The following is a 23,440-nucleotide window of genomic DNA, read 5'->3' as shown; positions in this document are numbered from 1 at the left end:
CATTTCTCAAAATATGGTGAGTCTCCAAAGACTCTGGTTCAAACTTTTAACTTTTAATTTACGGTTTTTTCTTCAACCCTAAATGGAAAACAAAAGGATGGAAAACAAGTTTACAAACGTTATGCTTTCCTCGAAAGTATAAAAGCTTTTAAAAAACGAGAGTTTTTTAAAACGTGTTTGGAACAGGAAAACAAAGAAATGGAAAACAAAACATGGAAATACAATCACACTACCTTTTTACCTCAGAAGTTGTAAGTCCAGGGCATCCTGACAAATGTGCGGATATTATTGCTGATAGCATTGTCGATGCACTCTTGATTTCAGATAAAAATTCACGGGTTGCCAGTGAGGTTTTTGTTGCAGGTAAGCACATTATTATTGGTGGCGAAGTCAATACCAAGCAGATTCTCTCTTTTTCAGATTATGAAAAGATTGTCAAAGATGCATTAGCAAAAATTGGTTACGATGGCAAATCGGCGTTTACTAAAGAGCAATGTTTGCATCCTGATGAGGTAAAAGTACAGGTTTTACTCAATCAACAAAGCAGTGATATTAATCAAGGTGTGGATCAAGTAAGCGGTGAAATTGGTGCAGGCGATCAGGGCATTATGTTTGGATTTGCCTCCTGCGAAACCGCTGATTTTATGCCAGCTGCCATTACGTATGCAAGAATGCTTTGCGATAAAGTCTATAATTATGCACTAAAACATAACCACAAACTCGGTGTTGATATTAAAACTCAAGTGACCATTGATTATGGAACGAAGCAAAATTTTGAAGAGTGTAAACCTCAAAAGATTCACACTATTGTTGTCTCAGCTCCTTCAAATGAAGCCATGAGCATTGAAGAGGTACGAACACTCATTAAGGGTTTAATTGACGATACAGGGCTTCCAACGGAGTTGTATGATCCTAACAATACAATTATTCATATTAACCCAACAGGTCGTTATGTTAACCACAGCTCTTTGCATGATTCAGGATTAACAGGTCGTAAACTTATCGTGGATAGTTTTGGTGGCTATGCACCTATTGGTGGTGGAGCACAATCAAGTAAAGATTACACCAAAGTGGATAGAAGTGGGCTTTACGCAGGACGTTGGATTGCTAAAAACATTGTTGCTGCAGGTCTTGCTAAAAAATGCTCTGTTCAGCTCTCCTATGCCATTGGTGTGGCAAAACCTGTTTCTATTTCAGTCGATACTTTTGGGACGTATACCAGTGTGAGTGATGATGAACTCTCTGAATTTGTGATTCATACGTTTAGTTTAACACCTCGCTGGATTACAGAAAAATTTGGCTTGGATAAACCCAGTGAAGACACCTTTTTGTATGCCGATGTTGCTGCACGTGGACAAGTAGGACAGAGTGATTATCCGTGGGAAAAACTTGACGCAGTAGAGCTTTTTAAAACCCTCAAAAAATAGATATTTTTGTTTTACATGTAAAGATGAGTAGCGCTCATCTTTACGGTAAAATAATCCCGCTTTTGCCACTGTTGGCACTGTGATAAATCACCGTTTGATATTTTTTTGCATAGTAGCGAAGCAGTAAATGTTGTAAGGTTTGTTCAATAGATGGGCTAAACCATGCATTGTTACTGATGGCTATCATCTGCTTAGGATTTCCCTCAAAAAGTGTATCTGTGGTTGCTTCAAAACAAATGGCACTTCTAAAAGGCATCTCTTTAATCATAAAATCATGAGGTACTTTTGCTTTTTGATAATCTTGAGCCCCATCAAAAAAGAGTTGATTTACCAGTTTGACAATGAATGCAGGAAAAGGTACCTCTTCGCCAAAGGGAACAAGAACAATTTTATGGGCAATATGCATTTCCCCTTTATCAAAAAAATAGGATGAATTAAAAAAGCCTTGATTCTCTTCATAGGTTAAAGCGCCTGTGACAATAGCAATAGAGTGAGAATAAGATTTGAGTGCTTCAATCAGTTTTGGAGCACGATTGAGGTAGAGTGGAAAGGCAGTTTCAGGCAAAATAATTAGCTCTTTATTGTGTGCAATGGCTTCTTTAATCAAAGCAAAATTCACATCAATTGCCTCTTGTTGATAGGCACTGTCCCAACGCTGAGATTGAGGAATGTGGATGCTAGGGAGTGCAACATCAAGCAGTGGTGGTGTGATTGGAGCAGGGGTTTGCCACGCTATAGCAAGGCATAATGGAGCAAGTGCGATGGCTTTATAGGCTTTTGGAAATGCTTTGAAGAGACTAAGTGCGATTAAGAATGATGCAAACGCAAGAGGGGTGGTTGAAAAATAGGTATCAAGTAAAATAAGAGGCAGTTTAAGCCAATTAAAGCCAAAAGGGTCTATAAAACTTAGACCAAAAAGTAAGGGTGTTTGAATGTAAAGAGAAGCACTCATTTTTGCAATAAGCCAAAAAAGAACTCCGTAAACGAGGGCAATGCCTAAGATAATAAGGGGAATCAAAAAGGCTAAATCATAATAGACAAAACTAAAACTAATCCAGTAAAACCATAAAAGTCCTGTAAAAAAACCACACCAAAACCACACCACACGATTTTCCCCTAAAAGGAAATAAAAGCCAAGAAGTGCAAAGAGTGTATTTAGGGCTAAAGAGTGTATTTCAAAATAAGAGAGGTAGATAAAGGCACAAAGGAAGAGGGCGATAACAAAGGCTTTTATTATATAAATACGGGTAAAATAAATATCAAAAATTTTTTTTACAAAGGATTTCCATGCAAGGTTCTGCAAGTTTAATTTCGTCTTTACTTCCACTCGTTGTTCTTTTCGCAATTTTTTATTTTCTTGTGATTAGGCCGCAACAAAAACAGGTTAAAAAACACAAAGAGATGATTGATGCCCTTAAAAAAGGTGATAAAGTCATTACCAATGGTGGATTAATCTGCGAAGTTGTAAAACCTGAGGAGGATTCTATCAAAGTTAAGCTTAATGATGATGGGGTTATTGTTAAAGTTTCACGCGATTATATTTCAAAGAAAATTGATGAATAGTGGTCGATTTAATTACCGTTTAGTGATCTTTTTTATTGCGATTATTTTTGGAGTGGGTATGTCAATGCCTACTCTCTTGCAAACGCAAAAAGGCGCTAAAGTATCACTCGGTCTTGATCTTCAAGGCGGTCTTCATATGCTCTTAGGTGTTAAAACCGAAGAAGCCATTCAGTCGAAAATCAAATCTATTGCCTCTAGTATTAAATTTTTTGCCCAAAGAGGTGATATTATCATTGATGATCTTCGTATTGCAGAAGAGAAAATCACCCTCACCCTTTTGGACAAAGATGAAGAGAAAAAACTCGATGCCATGCTCAAAGAAATTAGCGGTTTACATGTAAACAAAGAAGCGCTTTTCTATACGCTTACGTTAGATGAAAATGAGAAAGTTTTAATTAAAGAGTACGCCATTTCACAAGCGGTAGAAACCATCCGTAATCGTTTGGATCAGTTTGGGTTAGCAGAACCCAATGTTGCTAAACAAGGTGAAGATAAAATCTTAGTAGAGCTTCCTGGTATTAAAACGGCTGAAGATGAGCAAAGAGCGCGCGAATTAATTGCAAAAGCAGCGCATTTACAACTCATGGCAGTGGATGAAAAAAAACAAGACCGTGCGAATACAATGAGCCCAAGTGAAGCAGCACAATACGGGGATGTGATTTTAAGCGATGCTAAAAGTGACACCATTCGCTATGTATTAAAAGAGATTCCTGTGCTTGATGGAAGTATGTTAAGCGATGCAAAAGTAGCTTTTAGTGAAACCCATCAGCCTGTCATTAACTTTACCCTTAATTCTGAGGGTGCAAAAATTTTTGGTGATTTTACAGCCAATAATATTGGCAATCGTCTTGCCATTGTTTTGGATAATAAAGTCTATTCAGCGCCTAATATTCGTGAGCGTATTGGAGGAGGAAGTGGGCAAATCAGTGGTGCTTTTAGCGTAAAAGAAGCGCACGATGTTGCAATTGCACTTCGAAGTGGCGCATTATTAGCCCCTGTTACCTTGCTTGAAAAACGAAGTATTGGACCCTCGTTAGGGGCAGATAGTATTCAAGCCAGTTTAATTGCTCTGATTTCTGGTTTTAGTCTGGTTGTTGGCTTTATGGTGTTTTACTACCGTATGGCAGGAATTATTGCGAATATTGCGCTTGTGGTTAATCTCTTTTTATTGATTGCCATCATGGCACTTTTTGGTGCGACACTCACCTTACCTGGTATGGCAGGTATTGTTTTGATTATTGGTATTGCTGTGGATGCCAATGTTATTATTTGTGAGCGTATTCGTGAATTGTTGCGTTCAGGTGTTGGGGTTAAACAAGCCATTGAAAAAGGCTATGATAACGCCATGAGTGCCATCGTGGATAGTAACTTAACCTCGCTGATTACGGCTATTATTTTGTATATGTATGGAACAGGTCCTGTGAAGGGATTTGCGGTGAGTTTAAGTATTGGTATTTTGGTTTCGATGCTGACTGCGATTTTAGGAACACATGGAATTTACCAATACATTATGCCTTACATTGAAAAAAGTAAAAATTTGATGTTTTGGTTTGGCATGAAAAGGAGTCATTAATGGAGTTTTTCTCAAAGAATAGAGTTTATAATTTAATGGCGAAGAGTAAGTTTTTTATCATTGTCTCATTGTGTTTTATTGTTGCCTCATATGGACTTTTGGCGACAAAAGGCTTAAGTTATGGTATTGACTTTGCAGGTGGAACTTTAGTGCAAGTCAAGTATGATCAAAAAGCACCTCTTGATAAAATCAGGGAGCAAATCTCAAGCGATAAAATGTTTGCGAATGCTTTGATTACGGAATTTGGCTCACCCGAGGAAATTGTTATTCGTTTTGCCAGTACTGCGGAGAGTGTGAGTCATGATGTGGGTGATAAAGTACGTGAATTGCTTCAAGGAACAGGGAACTTTGATATTCGAAAAGTGGACATGGTAGGGCCAAAAGTGGGAAGCGAGCTTCGTGAAAAAGGTCTCATGGCAACGCTTATGTGTATTTTAGCCATTTTGATTTACATCGCTTTTCGTTTTGAATGGCGTTTTGCCATTGCATCTATTCTTGCGTTAGTTCACGATGTCAGTATTACATTGGGAGCTATTATTCTTTTTAAAATTGAGATAAGCTTAGATGTTTTGGCTGCAATGCTTACGCTGATAGGGTATTCCATTAACGATACCATTATTGTTTTTGATCGTATTCGAGAAGACATTCGAAGTTCAAAACAATTGAACCTTTTTGAAACTATTAATCATGCAGTTTCTCAAACCCTTTCACGAACGACATTGACCTCATTGACGGTTTTATTTGTTGTTTTAACGCTCTTCTTGTTTGGTGGAGAGATTATTCATGGCTTTAGTTTTACCCTTTTGTTTGGTGTTTTTGTTGGAACGTACAGCTCTGTTTTTATAGCAGCACCCCTGTTAAGATGGTTAGGTTTTGATATTGCGGAGTATAAAAATAAAGAAGCTTTAAAAGAGAAAAACAGAATTGAAAAAGAGAAAATGCGTGCGATGTATGAAAAAGGCACGGTTTAATTAGATGGAGAGACGATGCAATACAATCCTTTAGAAATTGAAAGCAAATGGCAAAAACAGTGGGATGAAACGCAGGCATTTGAGCCCTCAAGTGATTTTATACAAGCTAAAAAATATATTTTAAGTATGTTCCCGTATCCTAGTGGGCGAATTCATATGGGGCACGTGCGTAACTACACCATTGGGGATGCCATTGCTAGACATCATCGCAAACATGGTTTTAATGTGCTTCATCCCATTGGGTGGGATAGTTTTGGTATGCCTGCTGAAAATGCAGCGATTAAGCATGGGGTACATCCTAAAAAATGGACGTATGAAAACATTGACTATATGCGCAAAGAACTTGCCTCTTTGGGGCTCTCTTTTTCTAAAAAAAGAGAGTTTGCTGCTAGCGATGTGCTCTATACCAAACATGAACAACGTATTTTTATTGAGATGTTTAACAAGGGATTAGTGTATCAAAAAAGTGCAACCCTTAACTGGTGTAATACGTGTCAAACCGTTCTTGCCAATGAACAAGTCGAAGAGGGGTGTTGTTGGAGGTGTGATAATCCTGTTGAACAACGCCTTTTACCTGGTTACTACCTCAAAATTACGCAGTATGCACAAGAATTACTGGATGATTGTGAAAAGCTCAAAGCGGGTTGGCCAAATCAAGTGCTTACCATGCAGGAGAATTGGATTGGACGCAGTGAAGGCTTAGAGTTTTCATTTAGCTTAAGTGCAGAATCCAAAGCAAAACTTGCTCATCAATTTGAGAGTTATAAGGTTTTTACCACACGTCCTGATACCATTTATGGCGTGAGTTATTCTGCTTTAGCGCCTGAACATGCGATTGTTAAGTATTTAATTGAGCATAAGCTTTTAAGTGAAGAAAAGATTGCGCAGATTAAAAAGATGCAAAGTGTGGGAGCAAGGGAGCGCGCACAAGCCCCTAAAGAGGGTGTGAGCTTGGAAATCAATGTGATTCACCCACTGACAGGTAAGAATGTGCCTGTGTGGGTGGCAAACTTTGTCTTAATCGAATACGGTGGGGGTGCTGTTATGGCGGTTCCTGCACACGATGAGAGAGATTTTGAATTTGCAAACAAATATAATTTACCCATTATTCAAAGCATTGAGAGTAGCACGCCTTTTGATGGTACGTGCGCAACGACTGAATACGGTAAACTTGTTAACTCTGCTTACTTTAGTGGTCTTGCATCTAAAGAGGCACAAAAAGCAATTATTGCTCATTTTGAAGCACAGAAAATGGGTACAAAAGTCATTAACTATAAATTACGAGATTGGGGAATTAGTCGTCAGCGTTATTGGGGTGCACCTATTCCTATGATACATTGTCCTAAATGTGGATTAGTACCTGAGAAGTTTGAAAATCTTCCTGTGGCATTGCCTGAAGATGTTGAAATTAAGGGGGAAGGAAATCCTTTAGATAAACATCTTACATGGAAATATACCACGTGTCCGTGTTGTGGAGACAATGCCATTCGTGAAACCGATACGATGGACACGTTCTTTCAATCCAGTTGGTATTTTTTACGGTATACCACAGATCCATCGTTATGGCATGACGTGCCGTTTGATAAAGCGAGTGCTAATTATTGGATGAACGTGGATCAATACATTGGTGGCATTGAACATGCGATTTTACACCTTTTGTACGCACGCTTTTTCACCAAAGTGCTTCGTGATTTAGGCTATGTTAATACCGATGAGCCGTTTGCCAATCTTTTAACACAAGGTATGGTCTTAAAAGATGGCTCTAAAATGAGTAAAAGTAAAGGCAACACCGTTGATCCTGATGCGATTATTAAAACCTATGGAGCGGATACGGCACGTCTGTTTATTTTATTTGCAGCACCTCCGCAAAAAGAGTTGGAGTGGAATGACAGTGCGGTTGAAGGAGCATTTCGTTTCTTAAAACGCTTTGCACAAAAAGCTGAAAATGCCTTTACATGTAAAGAAATTCCTAACATTAACCATGCAACACTTTCTAAAGAGTCAAAATATGCTCGTAAAAAAGTCTATGAAGCGTTGAAAAAATCGAATGAAATTTTTGAGGGTGGATATACTTTTAATACACTGATTGCGGCGTGTATGGAAGCCCTAAATGCTCTAAGCGATCAAAATGATGCGACTGTGTGGAGTGAAGGCTATTTTGTGCTTCTGAATATTTTAGAACCTATTGTTCCTCATGTATGTTGGGAAATGAGTGAAACACTGTTTGGGTGTGCGAATTTTTCACCCATTGCAATCAAAGAAGAAGTTTTTGTAGAAGAGAGTATGATACTCGCTGTAACGGTGAATGGTAAGAAACGCACAGAAATTGAGGTAGAAACGTCTATTTCAAAAGAAGAAGCACTGAGGCTGGGTAAAGAGAGTGTTGCAAAGTGGTTAGAGGGAAGTGAACTTATTAAAGAAATTTATGTCCCTAATAAATTGATTAATTTGGTGGTAAAGTAAAATGAAACAACTATTTCTTGGATTCTTGATAGCTCTTTTTATCAGTGGATGTGGGTATAAACCCTCATCGTATTACGCAAAAAGGGCATTAGGAGATAAAATTTACGCAGATGTGAGTATCTCTAGGAAAGATCCAAGAAACAGTGTGTTGATTAAAGATGCTGTTAATGAAGCCGTGGTGAGTCGTTTTAGTGCAAAATTGGTAAGTAAAGAAGAAGCGGATAGTATTTTACATGTAAAGATAGGTTCCATCTCCTTTTCACCGATTGTGTATGATATTTATGGGTATGTTATTGCTTATAAAACAACGGTTGTCTTAGCCATTGAGTATGAAGATGCGAATAAAAAAGTTGAAAAACTAAATGTTTCTGGGGAGTATGACTTCTCTATTGAATCCAACAGTGTTATTTCTGATTCGAACCGCTTTGAAGCGATTCGCTCAGCTGCTGCAGATTCTTTAGATGAATTCGTCTCTAAAATTGCTATTAAAGGACTCCGTAATGGCAACAACCATCAATGAAATTATTAAAGAGGCATTAGAACGGGTTAAAGCAGAACACCTTAATTTAACTCCGGATAATTATTCAGCTGTTTTTTGTAAAGTTGCAAAGCAAAAAGGGGTGATTGTTGAGGATTGTCAAAAGGTTGATAAATACACAAAAAAATTAGAGGCAAGTGTACTTGCGGATATGAAACGCTTTAGTATTGCTTCGTTAGATGATTTACTTTCCTTTTTGGTAGCACGGGTGAATCGTGTGAATGAGGGAGATGCCACGAAAATGATCAATGCCCTCAATCTTCTTGCAAAACGTCTTTTACAAGCCATCACTCTTTTACACGATGCTAAAGCTACCAGCTTGGCAAATGCTTCGCTAGAGCGTATTGATTTTCATCAAAACCTTCAGTCTATTGAGTTAGTGAAAGAGAAATGGTTCGATTTTATCTCCCATTATAATGATGCGTATCTTAAAAAGTTAGATATGTACGGGCATGTGAGTAAAGATGATCTTGAAAACATGGTTAAAGATATTTTAAAAATTTTAGATAAAGACACCAGTGGGGAGCTTTACAAAGGGTTGGTTCCCTTAATTATTGCTTCACTAGCACCCTCTATCGCATCTGGTATGAATGATGAGTTGGCAAGTATTAGCTCTGAACTTCGTCAATCTCCCGATGCACTAGGAACACCTGCGCTTCAAAAAGAGATTCGTGGATTGATTGGTAAACGCATTGAACTTGATAAAGCAGAGGTGCAACAAAAGGTCTCCGTTTTAGACAAAATATTGGATGAAATTAACAAAAAAATTGTTGAATTGATTGAAAGCAGTCAGGTAAGTCACGAGCAAGGCAAAGTGATTAAAGCGGATTTACAAAAAATTAATTTTTCGCATGATAGTTTTGAAACAGTGCATGCAAAACTCTTACATATTGCATTATCTTTGGAAAATGAGACAAAAAGCTTAAACGATAAGATGTTGAGTAATCAAGAGACCATTGTTAAGTTACAAAATCGTGTGAATAAACTCGAATCTGCGTTGGTGGCTGCAAAACAAGAAGTTCGAGTCGATTTTTTAACACATGTGGCAACAAAACGTGCTTTAAGTACGGAGCTTGGACGTGTGGATGATGCCTTTATGCGGTACAAAATTGATTATACCCTCTGTTTTATTGATATAGACCATTTTAAAATGGTCAATGACACGTATGGGCATGAAGCGGGTGATGTGATTCTCTCTACGGTTGGCAAAATTTTACGCAAGTATATTCGTCAGGTTGATTTTGTGGGACGTTTTGGAGGCGAAGAGTTTTTAGTGATTTTGCCAAGCACCGATTTAGGGCATGGTATTCATTTCGCCGATAAAATTCGTACCATTGTAGAACAGTTTAAGTTTCTTTATAAAAATGAGCGTATTAATGTTACGGTGAGTTGTGGGGTGTCTCAACGCTCTATGCATGCAACCAAAGAAGAGACCTTAAGTGCGGCTGATGCCTTTTTGTATAAAGCAAAAGAGGCGGGTAGAAATAGAGTGATGCCTATACTTTGATGTTAGTAGAAGCTTTTTTAGACACAAAACCTCTTTATTATGACGTGATTGATTATGAGCGCATGCCAAAAGCGTATGAGAGCATACGTTCTTTTTTAAATCTTCCTAAAATTATTCACATTGTTGGAACAAATGGTAAGGGAACAACAGGGCGTTTTTTAGCAACAATGTTGCACGAAAATGGATTACATGTAGGGCATTATACTTCTCCTCATATTTTGAAATTTAATGAACGTATTTGGCTTGATGGGCATGATGTTAAAGATCATGTTCTTGAGGCAGCACACCAAACCCTTTTATCATACCTCGCCCCTGATGTGGCGGCAGCACTTTCTTATTTTGAGTACACCACCTTTTTAGCAATGGTCATTTTTTCAAAGCAGTGTGACTATGTTGTTCTAGAAGCAGGGCTTGGAGGAGAATACGATGCTACAAATGTTTTTCCAAAAGTGCTCTCTATTGTAACGCCTATTGGGCTAGACCATCAAGCTTTTTTGGGAGAGGATATTGAAGCGATTGCACAAACAAAAATTAACAGTGTGTGCAATGAAATGGTTTTGGCCAAACAATATGCACCAGAAGTTGCTTTGATTGCGCATAAAAGAAGCAAACTGTGTGGGTATTCAGTGTATGAGGTTGAAAAATTTTTTGATGAAAAGAGTCTCTTAGATAGAGAAAATGATGTGACTTTTGGTGCTTTGCCAGTGTTTTTAAAAGAAAATTTTAAAACTGCTTATTGTGCATTAAGAGTACTAGGCTATGATAGTATCTCAACTCTAAAGGTTGAAACGGTTTTAAAAGGGCGATGCCAAAAAATTCTTCCCAATGTGACCATTGATGTGGGGCATAATAGTATGGCAGCAGAAGCTTTAGTACAACGCTTTGCAGGGAAAAAGATTTGTTTGGTCTATAACAGTTATAAAGATAAGGATTTTGTGGCTATTTTAACACTGCTAAAACCCATTATAGACGTACTATTTCTTATTGATATTCAAAGCCCTAGAGCGGCATTGAAACAAGATATTGAAGTAGTTGCACATACGTTAGGGATTGATTGTGCTCCTTTTTATGGGATAGAAGAAGGAAAAGAGTATTTGGTTTTTGGCTCTTTTTCGGTTGTTGAAGCCTTTTTGAGAGGAATGAAGTGAAAGATAAATTTACCATTACTATTTCAGATGTACACGGTTCTCGCCATTTTTTATTGCACCAGTTGATTAAAAAGTTTTTACTCTATTTTACGCTTTTTGTGGCACTTGTTATTTTGGTGGGCAGTTTTGTGATTCTTTTTTTAACCAAAGAGCTGTCAAATTTGGAAGAAAAAAGAGAAAGTGCGGTCAAAGAGCGCAATGTTTTGGTGGCACAAAATGAGGAGCTTCAAGCAAAAATTTCTGAAAAAGCACAAGAATATGAAGAGATACGTGATAAAATTGGAACAATGGAAGAACTCATTGGTTTACGTACCAATGACGAGGAGAGCGTGGATATACGCTTAGAAGAGTTAGACCTTAATATTTTGCAACAAAAGACGTTTTTTGATAATATCCCTAGTGGTGAAGTGCTGGCACATAATGGAGTCTCTTCTAAGTTTGGATGGAGAGAAAATCCAATTCTAAAGCGTAAAGAGTTTCACACAGGGCTTGATTTTAGAGCTCCCAATGGTACCCCGATATTAGCACCTGCGGATGGTGTTGTTAAATTTATAAAATACCAACAAAACAGTGGGTATGGAAATGTCGTTTCATTGAGTCACAATTATGGTTTTGAAAGCTATTATGCGCATTTGCAAAATAAAGCCATTGTCAAAGAGGGGCAATTTGTTCGAAAAGGGGATGTGATTGCCTATTCTGGAAATACTGGAATGTCTACAGGTCCTCATTTACATTATGAAATAAGGTTTATTGGTAGAACGTTAGACCCTGAGCCATTTGTTAAGTGGAATGGCGCTAATTTTATGGAAATCTTTACAAAGGAGAAAAGAGTCACATGGGAATCTTTAATAAAGCTGATCAATGCACAATCCCCGCTTCTGAAACCACTATCATAGCCAGTGGTGCTAAGGTTGAGGGTGTTTTTAAGTGCCAGACACGTTTACATGTAGACGGTGAGATTATTGGAAAAGTACTCTCTGATAGTATTGTAACGATTGGAAAGCAAGGATGTATCTCAGGGGAGATTCATGCCAGTCGTTTGATTGTGAATGGTCTATTTGAAGGCAATGCCGATTGTGAAAATGTGGAAGTGCTTGAGGGGGGTAAGTTTTTGGGTAAAGTGTTCTCAAAAGAGCTGGTGATTGAAGCCAAAGCAATTTTTGAGGGTGAGAGTAAAATTAAAACTGAGAGCATGCAAACATTAACCTATGAAGAGCAAAGGGATTAATTGTTACAAGCTGCCTTTTATGAATTTTTACAAACAAAAAATGATTTTCAGCTTTTAGGTGTCAAAGGGGATAAGGAGGCATTTCTCGCCTCCGAGGTTGCCCTTTATTGTGGAAAAAAAAGTTATGTTTTACCTGATTTAAGAGCCAATGAAGGCGATGATTTACTCTCTTTTCATGAAGAAATGGTGGAGCTTTTACGTGTACTTCATGCTTTTTATCAGGATGCTTCTTCTAAAAAAATTCTTATCGCACCTCTTCGAACCTTGTTAACACCTTTACCCAAAGCTGAATTGTTTCATACGTTTACACTCGAATTTGGTATGCGTTTACATGTAGAGCGTTTTCGTGAAGAGATGTTTTATTGGGGTTATTTAGCCGTAGATGTGGTACAAGGAAAAGGTGAAATTTCTATTCGTGGGGATATTATCGATATTTTTCCACCTGATAGTGATAAAGCTTTAAGAATAAGTCTTTTTGATGATGAAGTAGAGAGTATCCGTTTTTTTGACTGTGAAAGTCAAAAAAGTGCGAAAGATGAAGTGGAGTCTTTTGCACTCTTCCCTGCACTGTTTGCTCTTGATGAAGAGCGTCATACCCAGATGCAAAGACGAATTGATACCTTAAAAAGTGATAGCTTTACCAAAGATATTCACTCTCTTGGTTTATGGGTCTTGGGGGAAAGTGGGGCGGTTTATACAGAGGTATTTAAAACATATTTGAGTATGGATGCTGTGGCAGAATGTGAGGAGATAGCGCTTTTTGATGAGGAAAGCGCACAAAAGCTTCGAACTCTTGTTCAGATTCCTGAGTCAAAACAGTACCGTGAAATTGCTCCAAGTAATATTAAAACCTTTATAGAACTGCATCAAAAAAAGAAGATAACGCTTTTAGCGAAGAATGAAGTTTTACTGCGTATGGTGGATGTGGATGCTTTACATGTAAAATGGATTCAGAGTGAACGCATTGTGAATATCATGAGTGCGGATGAGGTGATTCTCTCTTTAAACAAACCGACAACTAAAATCAAACGAAAAAGTGCACGCATTGTCTTAGATGAGTTAAAAAATGGCGATTATGTGGTGCATGAAAATTATGGCATTGGTATATTTAAAGGCTTAACGCAAGCCACTGTTTTAGGCGCAACAAAAGATTTTGTTCTTATTGAGTATTTAGGTGATGATAAACTCCTTTTGCCTGTTGAGAATTTACATGTAATAGACCGCTACATTGGTGAGAGTGGCGCTTTGGTAAGTGTGGATCGTTTGGGCAAAGGAAGTTTTCAAAAACTGAAAGCCAAAACCAAAGAGCGACTTTTAGAAATTGCCAGTGAAATTGTCGCAATTGCTGCGAAACGTGAAATGATTGATGGGTTGTGCCTAAATGTGGATGAAACGGAAATGGCACATTTTGAAGCCGATGCTGGTTTTGTTTACACAGACGATCAAAAGCGAGTGATTGGTGAAATTTTAAGTGATTTTAAGAGCGGCAAAATGATGGACAGGCTCTTAAGTGGAGATGTGGGATTTGGCAAGACTGAAGTAGCCATGAATGCTATTTTTGCAACCGTACGCAGTGGGTTTCAAGCATTACTGATTGCCCCTACAACGCTTTTATGTTCTCAACATTTTAAAAGCCTTTCTCAGCGTTTTTCTAAATATAATATTAAGGTAACGCAATTAGACCGTTTTACGACAGCAGCACAAAAACAGGTGATTTTAAAAGAGCTTAAAAGCGGTGCTTTACAGGTGTGTGTGGGAACGCACTCCCTTTTTGATGTGGAACTGTTCAATCCTGCTCTTGTGGTGGTGGATGAAGAGCATAAATTTGGTGTGAAGCAAAAAGAGAAGCTGAAAAATTTTAGAGAAAATGTGCATATTCTCTCCATGAGTGCAACGCCCATTCCACGAAGTCTTAATATGGCGCTTAGTTCCATTAAACAGTATTCGCAGCTTCTTACCCCTCCTAGTGAACGAGAAGATGTACGCACTTTTGTTAAAGAGTATGATGAGAAGGTCATCAAAGAGGCAATCATGCGTGAAATGAGACGAGGAGGACAAATCTTTTTTGTACACAATCGTATTGCTACCATTGAAGCTAAACGTAAAGAGCTTCTCTCTATGATGCCTAGTTTGCGCATCTTAACGCTTCACTCTGAAATTAGTGCCAGTGTGACCGAAAAAGAGATGTTGCATTTTGAAGAGAAGGCGTACGATGTGCTTCTAAGCACCTCTATCATCGAATCAGGCATTCATATCCCTAACGTGAATACGATCATTATCGACTCAGCCGATCACTTTGGTATGGCGGATCTTCATCAACTTCGAGGGCGTGTAGGTCGAAGTAAACGTCAAGGTTTTTGCTACTTCTTAGTTAAAGAGAAAGAAGAGCTCTCAGAATCAGCTAAAAAACGCCTCATTGCCCTTGAATCTAATTCGTATCTGGGCAGTGGCTCCATCCTTGCGTACCATGATCTTGAGATCAGAGGTGGCGGTAATTTAGTGGGTGAAGCGCAAAGTGGGCATCTTAAAAATATTGGTTATTCCTTGTATCTTAAAATGCTCGAAGATGCGATTAATGCTTTAATGGGTAAAACGCCTATTGCGTCTCGTGAAGTGGATATTAAACTCTCTATTAGTGCTTTTATCAGTGATATGTACATTGCTGAAGACAGAGTGAGGTTAGAGCTTTACAGACGTTTGAGTCGTTGTGGAAGCATTCATGATGTGTTGGAAATTGAAGAAGAGATGGTGGATCGTTTTGGGAAATTAGATGTTCCGACCAAACAGTTTTTACAATTGATTGAAATTAAAATTTTAGCCACACAACATGCAATTGTTTTGATTTCTAACTATGGGCAAACTATTAGTATTAAGTATGAAGATGAGAAAAAAGTGACGTTGCAATCACGTAGCAGAGATGATGATGATATTATTGCGACGGTTCTTACCTACTTAAGGAGTCATGCATGAGGGTAGGTTTTATTGGTGATATTGTGGGAAAACCAGGGCGTTCCATGCTTGAATTACACCTTAGAAAATTGCGCCAAGAGTTTGCATTAGATTTTGTGATCGCAAATGGTGAAAATGCGAGTCATGGATTTGGCTTAGGTTCACAGCATGCCAAAGAACTTTTTTCTTATGGGGTGGATATTCTTACTGGGGGAAATCATTCGTGGGATAAAAAAGAGATTATTCCTCTTTTAGAGGTGCTGCCTATTTTAAGGCCACTTAACTACCCTTTGGGGGTTCCTGGACGGGGTGTGAGTGTTTTACATGTAAAGAATGAAACGATTGCTGTACTTAATATTATGGGGCATTATGGAATGCCGATGGTTGAAAATCCGTTTTTGAGTGCGCAAAAAGCAGTAGAAGCGCTTGAAAATGAAGGTGTGAAGACAATTATCATGGATTTTCATGCAGAAGTGACTTCTGAAAAATATGCGATGATGCATCTACTTAAAGGTAAAGTGAGTGCTATTTTAGGAACACACACGCATGTAGGAACCGATGATTTACACGTGGTTGATGGCACATGTTTTGTGAGTGATGTTGGGCTTTCTGGTGCTCGTGATGGCATTATTGGCATGGATAAAGATGCCCCACTCAAACGCTTTCTTACGGGATTACCTGCTTCTTTGGATATACCTAAAAAATGTAAAAAGATTTTACAAGTAGTCATCATGGAAATAGAAGAGGGAAGATGTGTGGATGCCTTTAAAGTACGTATCTTTGATGATAAAGAACGCTTAATAGCAAAGGCACTGCATGAATAGCTTTGAGCTTTTAGTGGCGTTGAAACATCAAGGGTATATTAAAACGACACGAGATGCGCTTTGGTGGCCACGTTCGAGAACATTTTGGGTGGTAGTGGGTGCTATTTTAACCCAGCAATCAAAATGGGAAAACGTAGAGAAAAGTATTGAAAATTTAGAATCTTTAGGTGTTGATAGTTTGGAAAAATTAGCAACCTTAAGAATGGAAACATTGGTTATAGCCATTCAACCCTCAGGTTTTTATCATACAAAGGCTAAAAATCTTCATCAATTGGCTACACAAATATTAGATAAATTTGGCTCTTTTGACTTTTTTTGTGAGCATGTCAGTCGTGAATGGTTGTTGGATCAAAAAGGAATTGGCGAAGAGAGTGCAGATGCTATTTTGTGTTATGCGTGTCAGCGTGAAGTTTTAGTGGTTGATGCCTATACTGCACGCCTTGTCAAAGGATTTGGGTATGAATTTGAAAGCTATCAAGAGTTGCAAGCGTGGATGCAAGAGGGTGTTTTACATCATTTTGAAAAAATACAAAAACTCTATTCACGTGAAATGAGTGTGGCTGAAGTGTATGCACGTTTTCATGGAAAAATCGTAGAATTTTGTAAGCAAAACAGCAAAGGAAAGGTTGTGGATATAGGGAGTTTGAGCCTTTAAGCTCAAACGTCATTTTTAGAGGTTATTCTCTTTTTTGTATGCAACAATCATTGCGTACGCTTCGTCTTTAAGTTTAAGTTTTTCTTTTTTTAACGCATCAAGATCTAAATCACTCATATGTTCTCTACCTTCGTCAACATCTGTAATTTTTTGGTCAAGTTCATTGTGTTTTTCGAAGATTTTTGCAAAGTGAGCGTTTTCAACTTTAAGTTTTGAGATAATGTCTCTGTATTCGTGTAACATGATAACTCCTTATAGATTTGGTTTTTATTGTATCAAAATGTGCTTAATTTTAACACTACGTACGATAATCCGCATTGATTTCAACGTATCTGTGCCCTAAATCACAGCCATAAGCGGTGAACGCGTGTTCACCTACACCCAATGCACAATGAATGCGAAACGACTCTTTTTTCATGACTGCGGCTGCTTTTTTTTCAGTTTCAGCGTCGAGTGAGCGCTGTTCGCACGAGTAAATGAGAACATCATCGTAATGAATGACCAGACTCTCTTCATTACATGTAATGCCACTTGCACCGATGGTTGAAGCGATACGTCCCCAGTTTGGATCTTCTCCAAAAAGGGCTGTTTTAACCAAAAGAGAATTGCTCAGTGCTTTCGCTGCACGTTCAGCCTCTTCAACGCTTTTAGCCCCACTGACTTCAAAGGCGACCACTTTGGTTGCGCCCTCACCATCACGCACAAGCATAAGGCTTAACTCTTTGGTGAGAAGACGAAGCGCCTCATTAAAGGCTTCTTTGTCATAAACACCACTCTCTTTTGAGCTTAAAAGAAGCACGGTATCATTGGTTGAGGTATCTCCATCGACGCTTACTGCATTAAAAGAGGCTTGAATGGCAGGAAGTAAAAGTGCGTCCATATCAGCTTTGGAAATGGCGGCATCGGTAAGAATAAAACAGAGCATGGTTGCCATCGCAGGATTAATCATTCCTGCACCTTTACAGATGGCTGCGATATGAAAAAAGCTTCCATCTTCAAGAATTACTTTAAAACAAAGCTCTTTTTTGAAACTATCCGTTGTCATAATCGCTGAGGCTGTGGCATGTGAATCTTTAGCGTTAAAATCAAAAAGATCAAATGCAGATGAGAGTTTTTCAACATTGAGACGGTAACCAATGACACCTGTTGAGCTCATAATAGGATTGTGAAGTGTTGGAAATTTTTCTTTGAGTTTGCCAAAAAGGGTATCAATATCTTCAATCCCTTTTTCACCTGTCATCGCATTGGCATTTTTGGCGTTCATTAAAATAAAATTGGTTTGAAAGCCTTTTGGATAACGTAAAAAGTGTTTAATGGGCGCTGCCTGAAAGACATTGCTTGTAAAAACGGCGGAGACATCACAGGGTTCATTAGAGCGGATAAAGGCAACATCATTATTTCCATTGGGTTTAAAGCCAGCACAGACACCTTGGCAGAAAAAACCTGCAACATTATCAAGACCATTCTTAAGTGGAAGAAGTGTAAACATGGTAAATCCTTTAGGATTTTAGTGTGAAAGTTAAGCGGTGAAACAAGGGTAAATAGGCGTAAAATTTCTCCAAAAGGAGAAATTTTAGCCGTTTTTCTTCATGGTACGAAGTGTCGAAGCAGCAATTCTAATTTTCTTAGTCGTTCCATCTTCAAGTGTCACACGGACAGTTCTTAAATTTGGAAGGAATCTTCTTTTAGTTTTGTTGTTCGCATGGCTTACGTTGTTGCCAACCATAGGGCCTTTTCCAGTAAGAGCACATTTTCTTGCCATATCGATATCCTTAAAATTTTTCGTGAATTGTACATGAAAGAAGCAAAAGAAACGCTTAATTCAATGGAGCCTGTGATTATAGCGAAAAGAATATAAATTTTGCTACAATTTGCTTAAAAATTTTAAAAAGGCTCGTAATGTTAGTGGCTCCGAGTATTCTTTCTGCTGATTTTGGAAAGTTAAGAGAAGAGATAGAAGCAATTTGTACAGCAGGATGTGATTTGGTTCATGTCGATGTCATGGATGGGCATTTTGTTCCCAATTTGACCATCGGACCTGTGGTGGTGAGTGCGGTTGCAAAGGCAGCGACAAAGCCTTTAGATATTCATTTGATGGTACAAAACAATACCTTTTTCGTTGAACTTTTTGCACCTTTTAAACCCCAATACCTCTCCTTTCATATTGAAGAGGAGAAGCATCCTCATCGTTTGATTCAAAAAATTCGTGATTTGGGTATTTCTCCAGCCATTGTACTCAACCCTCACACGCCACCCTCAAGCATTGAATACCTTCTTGAAGAGCTAGATATGGTACTTTTAATGAGCGTCAATCCAGGTTTTGGAGGGCAAAAATTTATTCCAAATGTCTTAGAAAAAGCGCCACGTCTTAAAGAAATGATTGAAAAACGCAATGCTAAAACGCTGATTGAAGTCGATGGTGGTGTGAATAATCAAAATATTCATGCTCTTGCTAATGCAGGCGTTGACATCGTAGTGGCAGGCAATTATGTTTTTGGGGCATCGGATTATAAAAGTGCCATTGATTCGTTAAGAGTTTAAGCATGTGGGTTAAAATTTGCGGAATTACCAACCTTGAGGATGCTTTGTGTGCTATTGAAGCAGGAGCCGATGCTTTAGGCTTTGTATTTTATCCTAAATCGCCTCGTTACATTAGCCCAGAAAATGCACGCAAAATTGCAGAAAAACTCCCTTTACATGTAAAGAAAATGGGACTTTTTGTAGACGCCACAGCAGAAGAAATTACCTTTACATGTAAAGAAGCCAAAATGGATATGGCACAGATTCATTTTGAAGTCGATGATGCCTTTTGGAGTGCATTGAAAGTACCTTATTTACGTGTGGTAAGAGCACAAAAATCTGAAGATATTGAGAGCTTTAAAGGACTGATTCGATTGGTCGATGCATATGTTCCAAGTTTTGGTGGAGCAGGGCAGCGTTTGGATCTTTCATGGTTTGAGCATCAAGATTGTGAAAATATTATTCTTGCAGGAGGACTCACGCCAGAGAATCTTGAACAGATTAAGCCCTTTGGTTTTTATGGGGTTGATGTGAGCAGTGGTGTGGAGAGAGAAAAAGGCATTAAAGAGCATGAAAAAGTGCGAGAATTTATTCAACGAGCTAAAGCGTGAGACCTCTGGATAATTTTATTACTAAACTAACGCAAAAACCCATTTTTTATAAAGAGTTTTTTGCAAAAATGCATACTTTTAAAGAGTTGGAGCCTGTGGATGTTGAAGATTTGGAGATGCTTAAGCTTTTAGGGCTTCCCATTTGTAAGTACAACAATTATGCACTGACCTTAGAAACGCTTACAACACCTATTTGCGAGGGAAAGTTTTGCATTGTTGATATTGAAGCCAATGGTTCAAAACCAACCGTGGATGCGATTATTGAGATTGGTGCGGTTATGGTTGAAAAAGGGAAAATTATTGGGGAGTTTTCTTCCTTAGCTAAAACGGATAGTTTACCTGAAAGTATTACTCAACTGACAGGCATTACACTCGACGAACTTGCCTTCGCACCTTCGCTAAACTCAGTGCTAGAAGGGTTTAGGCTTTTTATTAGAGATGCGGTTTTTGTGGCACATAACGTGAATTTTGACTATTATTTCATCTCTTATGCGCTTGAACAAGCAGGCTTTGGTCCTTTATTGAACCGAAGGCTTGATACGATTGATTTGGCACGAAAATGCATAGAAGCTCCAAAATACGGGCTAAGTGCGTTGGCAGAGCATTTGGGAATTAGCTTTGAAAATCATCACCGTGCCTTGTTTGACGCTAAAGCCACCACGGAAGTTTTTTTACACACACTCCATCATTTACCAGAAGAGGTGCTCACGGTGGAGCAACTCATTGCTTTTAGTAGACCCCAACAACAACGAAAAAAGAAAAAAGAAAAACAAACTAAGCCTGATACATCGCTTTAAATCGTACATAATTCTTAGCAGAGTGGTAAAGCGATGTTACTTCTTCTTCGCTCAGTTCTCTTATAACTTTTGCTGGATTGCCCATAATAAGAGAACGGGGTGGAAAAATTTTGTTTTTCGTGACTAAGGAATGAGCACCCACGATGGATTCTTTCCCAATGATGGCACCATCAAGAATGGTTGCACTCATCCCAATCAAGCAAGCATCTTCAATGATACATCCATGCAACATCACTCGATGAGCAATGGTGCAATCATCACCGATAGTGGTTGCAAATCCATCGCTCTTGTCTTCTTTGGTGTAGTGAGTCACATGAATCATACTTAAATCTTGAATAGAGGTGCGCTTACCAATACAAATAGTATTAACGTCCCCTCGAATGACCACACCAAACCAGATAGAACTCTCTTCACCAATGTGGACATCCCCGATAATATCTGCACTAGGAGCTACAAAAACAGTTGTTGCAATGTCTGGTTTAAGTCCTTGAAGCTCCATAATCATTTTAGCTCTCTTTAAATAAACGACGTGCGAGTTTTTCAGCCTTGTGCGAGGTGTTATCTTTCTTTTGGGCTTTATAAATTTTATTCATATAATCTTCTAAAATTGTATGGTTATTAATGGCTTTTTCATCGGTATTTGGAAAAGAAGGAGTGTACTCACCATCGCTTCCTAGTGTCCATGCAAGCACATTGTCATTGAGCTGAAGTTGCAAAATCTCAAAGAGCTTTTGCTGTAAAGCCTTATCAAAGATGGGAGTCATCAATTCCAAACGTCGCTCTAAATTTCGAGGCATCCAGTCTGCACTGGAGATAAACGTAGTGGTAGGCTCCGCATTTTTAAAGTAGAAAATACGGGCATGTTCTAGGTACTTTCCTACAATAGAGCGGACACGAATGGTCTCGCTAATGCCCTCAACCCCTGGGCGTAAACAACAAATACCTCTGGCAATAATATCAATTTGAACCCCTTTTTTCGAAGCATTGTAGAGGGCTTGAATGACATCAGGGTCAACCAATGAGTTCATCTTCACAATAATGCGTCCCTCTCCACCGTATTGGGCTTCATTGTTAATGAGGCTAATCACTTTTGGCTTAATTTGCGTAGGAGACATCAAGAGGGTATCGAGTTTTTTATGCTTTGAAAAGCCCGATAAAATGTGGAAAAACATGGTGCTGTCTTTGGCAAATTCTTCTTTACATGTAAAGAAGCTGGTGTCGGTGTAAACCTTTGCGGTGGCACCGTTGTAATTGCCCGTGCTAAAGTGCATGTAAAATTTTAGCTTTCCATCCTCTTCTTGACGAATCACTTGCGCAATTTTCGCATGAACTTTAAAGCCTGTAATGCCATAAACCACGTGAGCACCTGCTTGCTCTAACGCTTTTGCCCAATGCAAGTTATTCTCTTCATCAAAACGTGCTTTTAGCTCCACAACCGCTGTGACTTGTTTGCCTTCATTGGCTGCGTCTATGAGTGCTTGAACGATTTGTGAGTTTTTTTCCACACGGTACAAGGTCATGCGAATCGAGATGACTTTTGGGTCTTTTGATGCCTCACGAATCAGTCTTAGCACAGGGTCAAAACTCTCATAGGGATGAAAGAGTAAAACATCGCTTTTATTAATTATTTTAAAGACCGATTCTGCGGTATCAAAGGGTGGCAAAATTTTTGAATTATACGGAGGTAAGGCAAGGTGTGAAAAATCTTTATTGCCTACAATTTGCCATAAAGCACCCAAATTAAGAGGGATTTTGTAGGTATAAATATCTTTAAAAAAGATTTGCATGTGTGAATTTAAAAAATTCAAAATGTCAGGGTCGACTCCATCTTCGATGTTAAGGCGAACAAATGCACCTTTTCGGCGGAGCTTCAAGCCTTGTTCCATCATCATCATAAAATCATCCGCTTCTTCTTCTTCAATCACCATATCCGCATTTCTGGTCACTCTAAACGCAGCGGATGCGACGAGTTTATAGCCTAAGAAAATCTCTTCGACATGTTGTCTTACAATGGTTTCAATGGGTACATACGTATTGTCTCCTGCTTGAAAAAAGCGTGGTAAAACACGAGGAATGCGAATCATACCGTATTTATAGTTTTCCTCTTCTTCTGCACTCTCTTTGTCTTGTAATTTTACCGCCAAAGAAAAACTTAGGTTGTTGAGGTGCGGAAAAGGATGGGTGGCATTGACGGCAATAGGGACAATGACGGGTAAAATATTTGAGAAAAAGTATTCATCAGAGAGTTTTGCGAGGGCAGGACTTAAATCATCATATGCCGTAATAAAAAGATTCTCTTTTTCCAAATCTTTAACAATTTCTTCGTAACTGCTCTGAATCACCTCTTTTTCGCTGGCAAGGTAACTTCGAATTTCTCGTAGCTGATCGAGTGGCGTTTTTTGATCCGCTCCTGTTTCAATCACACCCGCACTAAACAGTTGTTTGAGGCCTGCTACACGAATCATGTAAAATTCATCAAGGTTGGTGGCATAAATCGCTAAAAATTTGAGTCTCTCAAAAAGAGGCAGTTCTTTTTTGAGTGACTGTGCGAGGACTCTGGTGTTAAATTTCAGCCATGAAAGTTCTCGGTTTAGGTAAAGTGTAGAATCAGTTAAATCAGGCACATTTTATCCTTTACAAAAAGTGACAAATATTCTATCAGAAAA

At 38.6% G+C, this 23,440-nt stretch carries 22 protein-coding genes; 16 read left to right on the top strand and 6 right to left on the bottom strand.

From position 1 onward, the window contains the following. Positions 1 to 212 precede the first annotated feature (212 nt). Positions 213 to 1,427 (top strand): methionine adenosyltransferase, encoded by a 1,215-nt coding sequence (gene metK / locus SULBA_RS08360; RefSeq protein WP_014769855.1) that lies wholly within the window; start codon positions 213 to 215, stop codon positions 1,425 to 1,427. Positions 1,428 to 1,467: 40 nt separating this feature from the next. Here metK and SULBA_RS08355 read toward each other — a convergent pair whose 3' ends face one another. Continuing rightward, positions 1,468 to 2,730, bottom strand: a complete 1,263-nt coding sequence (locus SULBA_RS08355) for an apolipoprotein N-acyltransferase (protein WP_172634075.1) — start codon at positions 2,728 to 2,730, stop codon at positions 1,468 to 1,470. Here SULBA_RS08355 and yajC point away from each other — a divergent pair. From yajC to SULBA_RS08295, 12 genes are read left to right on the top strand one after another with little or no spacing between them, the layout of a single operon-like run. Continuing rightward, a complete protein-coding gene (gene yajC, locus SULBA_RS08350) occupies positions 2,715 to 2,990 on the top strand; it encodes a preprotein translocase subunit YajC (protein WP_014769853.1) in 276 nt (91 codons plus the stop codon). The genes SULBA_RS08355 and yajC overlap by 16 nt on opposite strands. Next, the gene (secD, locus tag SULBA_RS08345; protein ID WP_014769852.1) at positions 2,983 to 4,563 is read left to right on the top strand and encodes a protein translocase subunit SecD; all 1,581 of its coding nucleotides are present in this window, start codon (positions 2,983 to 2,985) and stop codon (positions 4,561 to 4,563) included. The genes yajC and secD overlap by 8 nt, the downstream gene beginning before the upstream one ends. Beyond that, on the top strand, positions 4,563 to 5,534 hold the full coding sequence (secF, locus tag SULBA_RS08340; protein WP_014769851.1) for a protein translocase subunit SecF: 972 nt from the start codon (positions 4,563 to 4,565) through the stop codon (positions 5,532 to 5,534). Before secD ends, secF begins: the two co-directional genes overlap by 1 nt. Before the next feature lie 15 nt (positions 5,535 to 5,549). Then, positions 5,550 to 7,997, top strand: coding sequence for a leucine--tRNA ligase (leuS, locus tag SULBA_RS08335; protein WP_014769850.1), 2,448 nt, complete (start codon positions 5,550 to 5,552; stop codon positions 7,995 to 7,997). A 1-nt stretch (position 7,998) separates the two neighbouring features. Then, complete coding sequence (gene lptE, locus SULBA_RS08330; RefSeq protein ID WP_014769849.1) at positions 7,999 to 8,517, top strand: LPS assembly lipoprotein LptE; 519 nt, start codon at positions 7,999 to 8,001, stop codon at positions 8,515 to 8,517. Further along, positions 8,498 to 10,042: a GGDEF domain-containing protein gene (locus SULBA_RS08325; RefSeq protein WP_014769848.1), complete on the top strand. Its 1,545-nt coding sequence runs from the start codon at positions 8,498 to 8,500 to the stop codon at positions 10,040 to 10,042. Before lptE ends, SULBA_RS08325 begins: the two co-directional genes overlap by 20 nt. Then, a complete protein-coding gene (locus SULBA_RS08320; RefSeq protein WP_014769847.1) occupies positions 10,042 to 11,190 on the top strand; it encodes a bifunctional folylpolyglutamate synthase/dihydrofolate synthase in 1,149 nt (382 codons plus the stop codon). The genes SULBA_RS08325 and SULBA_RS08320 overlap by 1 nt, the downstream gene beginning before the upstream one ends. Then, complete coding sequence (locus SULBA_RS08315) at positions 11,187 to 12,086, top strand: peptidoglycan DD-metalloendopeptidase family protein (RefSeq protein WP_014769846.1); 900 nt, start codon at positions 11,187 to 11,189, stop codon at positions 12,084 to 12,086. Before SULBA_RS08320 ends, SULBA_RS08315 begins: the two co-directional genes overlap by 4 nt. Then, on the top strand, positions 12,026 to 12,418 hold the full coding sequence (locus tag SULBA_RS08310) for a bactofilin family protein (RefSeq protein ID WP_014769845.1): 393 nt from the start codon (positions 12,026 to 12,028) through the stop codon (positions 12,416 to 12,418). The genes SULBA_RS08315 and SULBA_RS08310 overlap by 61 nt, the downstream gene beginning before the upstream one ends. After that, on the top strand, positions 12,419 to 15,388 hold the full coding sequence (mfd, locus tag SULBA_RS08305; protein WP_014769844.1) for a transcription-repair coupling factor: 2,970 nt from the start codon (positions 12,419 to 12,421) through the stop codon (positions 15,386 to 15,388). Continuing rightward, positions 15,385 to 16,191: a TIGR00282 family metallophosphoesterase gene (locus SULBA_RS08300; RefSeq protein WP_014769843.1), complete on the top strand. Its 807-nt coding sequence runs from the start codon at positions 15,385 to 15,387 to the stop codon at positions 16,189 to 16,191. Before mfd ends, SULBA_RS08300 begins: the two co-directional genes overlap by 4 nt. Then, positions 16,184 to 16,846: a 3-methyladenine DNA glycosylase gene (locus tag SULBA_RS08295; RefSeq protein WP_014769842.1), complete on the top strand. Its 663-nt coding sequence runs from the start codon at positions 16,184 to 16,186 to the stop codon at positions 16,844 to 16,846. The genes SULBA_RS08300 and SULBA_RS08295 overlap by 8 nt, the downstream gene beginning before the upstream one ends. A gap of 15 nt (positions 16,847 to 16,861) precedes the next feature. On the opposite strand, the gene SULBA_RS08290 is transcribed toward SULBA_RS08295, so the two are convergent. The 3 genes from SULBA_RS08290 to rpmB form a co-directional block, all read right to left on the bottom strand. Continuing rightward, positions 16,862 to 17,089, bottom strand: coding sequence for an HP1242/YdcH family protein (locus SULBA_RS08290; RefSeq protein WP_014769841.1), 228 nt, complete (start codon positions 17,087 to 17,089; stop codon positions 16,862 to 16,864). A gap of 55 nt (positions 17,090 to 17,144) precedes the next feature. Next, positions 17,145 to 18,335, bottom strand: coding sequence for a bifunctional glutamate N-acetyltransferase/amino-acid acetyltransferase ArgJ (gene argJ, locus SULBA_RS08285; protein WP_014769840.1), 1,191 nt, complete (start codon positions 18,333 to 18,335; stop codon positions 17,145 to 17,147). 84 nt (positions 18,336 to 18,419) lie between these two features. Further along, the gene (gene rpmB / locus SULBA_RS08280) at positions 18,420 to 18,608 is read right to left on the bottom strand and encodes a 50S ribosomal protein L28 (protein WP_012857374.1); all 189 of its coding nucleotides are present in this window, start codon (positions 18,606 to 18,608) and stop codon (positions 18,420 to 18,422) included. A 137-nt stretch (positions 18,609 to 18,745) separates the two neighbouring features. Here rpmB and rpe point away from each other — a divergent pair, with 137 nt between their 5' ends. The 3 genes from rpe to SULBA_RS08265 are packed head-to-tail and all read left to right on the top strand — an operon-like array spanning position 18,746 to position 20,774. Beyond that, a complete protein-coding gene (gene rpe, locus SULBA_RS08275) occupies positions 18,746 to 19,387 on the top strand; it encodes a ribulose-phosphate 3-epimerase (protein WP_014769839.1) in 642 nt (213 codons plus the stop codon). Between the two features lie 2 nt (positions 19,388 to 19,389). After that, positions 19,390 to 19,977 (top strand): phosphoribosylanthranilate isomerase, encoded by a 588-nt coding sequence (locus SULBA_RS08270; RefSeq protein WP_014769838.1) that lies wholly within the window; start codon positions 19,390 to 19,392, stop codon positions 19,975 to 19,977. Further along, positions 19,974 to 20,774, top strand: a complete 801-nt coding sequence (locus SULBA_RS08265; RefSeq protein WP_014769837.1) for a 3'-5' exonuclease — start codon at positions 19,974 to 19,976, stop codon at positions 20,772 to 20,774. Before SULBA_RS08270 ends, SULBA_RS08265 begins: the two co-directional genes overlap by 4 nt. On the opposite strand, the gene SULBA_RS08260 is transcribed toward SULBA_RS08265, so the two are convergent. Both SULBA_RS08260 and SULBA_RS08255 read right to left on the bottom strand, forming a co-directional pair. Next, entirely contained in the window at positions 20,752 to 21,279 is a 528-nt protein-coding gene (locus SULBA_RS08260; protein WP_014769836.1) for a gamma carbonic anhydrase family protein, read from the bottom strand. The genes SULBA_RS08265 and SULBA_RS08260 overlap by 23 nt on opposite strands. A 1-nt stretch (position 21,280) precedes the next feature. Then, positions 21,281 to 23,398, bottom strand: coding sequence for an RNA degradosome polyphosphate kinase (locus SULBA_RS08255; RefSeq protein WP_014769835.1), 2,118 nt, complete (start codon positions 23,396 to 23,398; stop codon positions 21,281 to 21,283). Positions 23,399 to 23,440 lie beyond the last annotated feature (42 nt).

Origin of the sequence: Sulfurospirillum barnesii SES-3 (assembly GCF_000265295.1) — a bacterium.
GTDB lineage: Bacteria > Campylobacterota > Campylobacteria > Campylobacterales > Sulfurospirillaceae > Sulfurospirillum > Sulfurospirillum barnesii.
The sequence above is the reverse complement of the archived record's forward strand: the minus strand, read 5'-3'. Positions and strand labels throughout refer to the sequence as shown.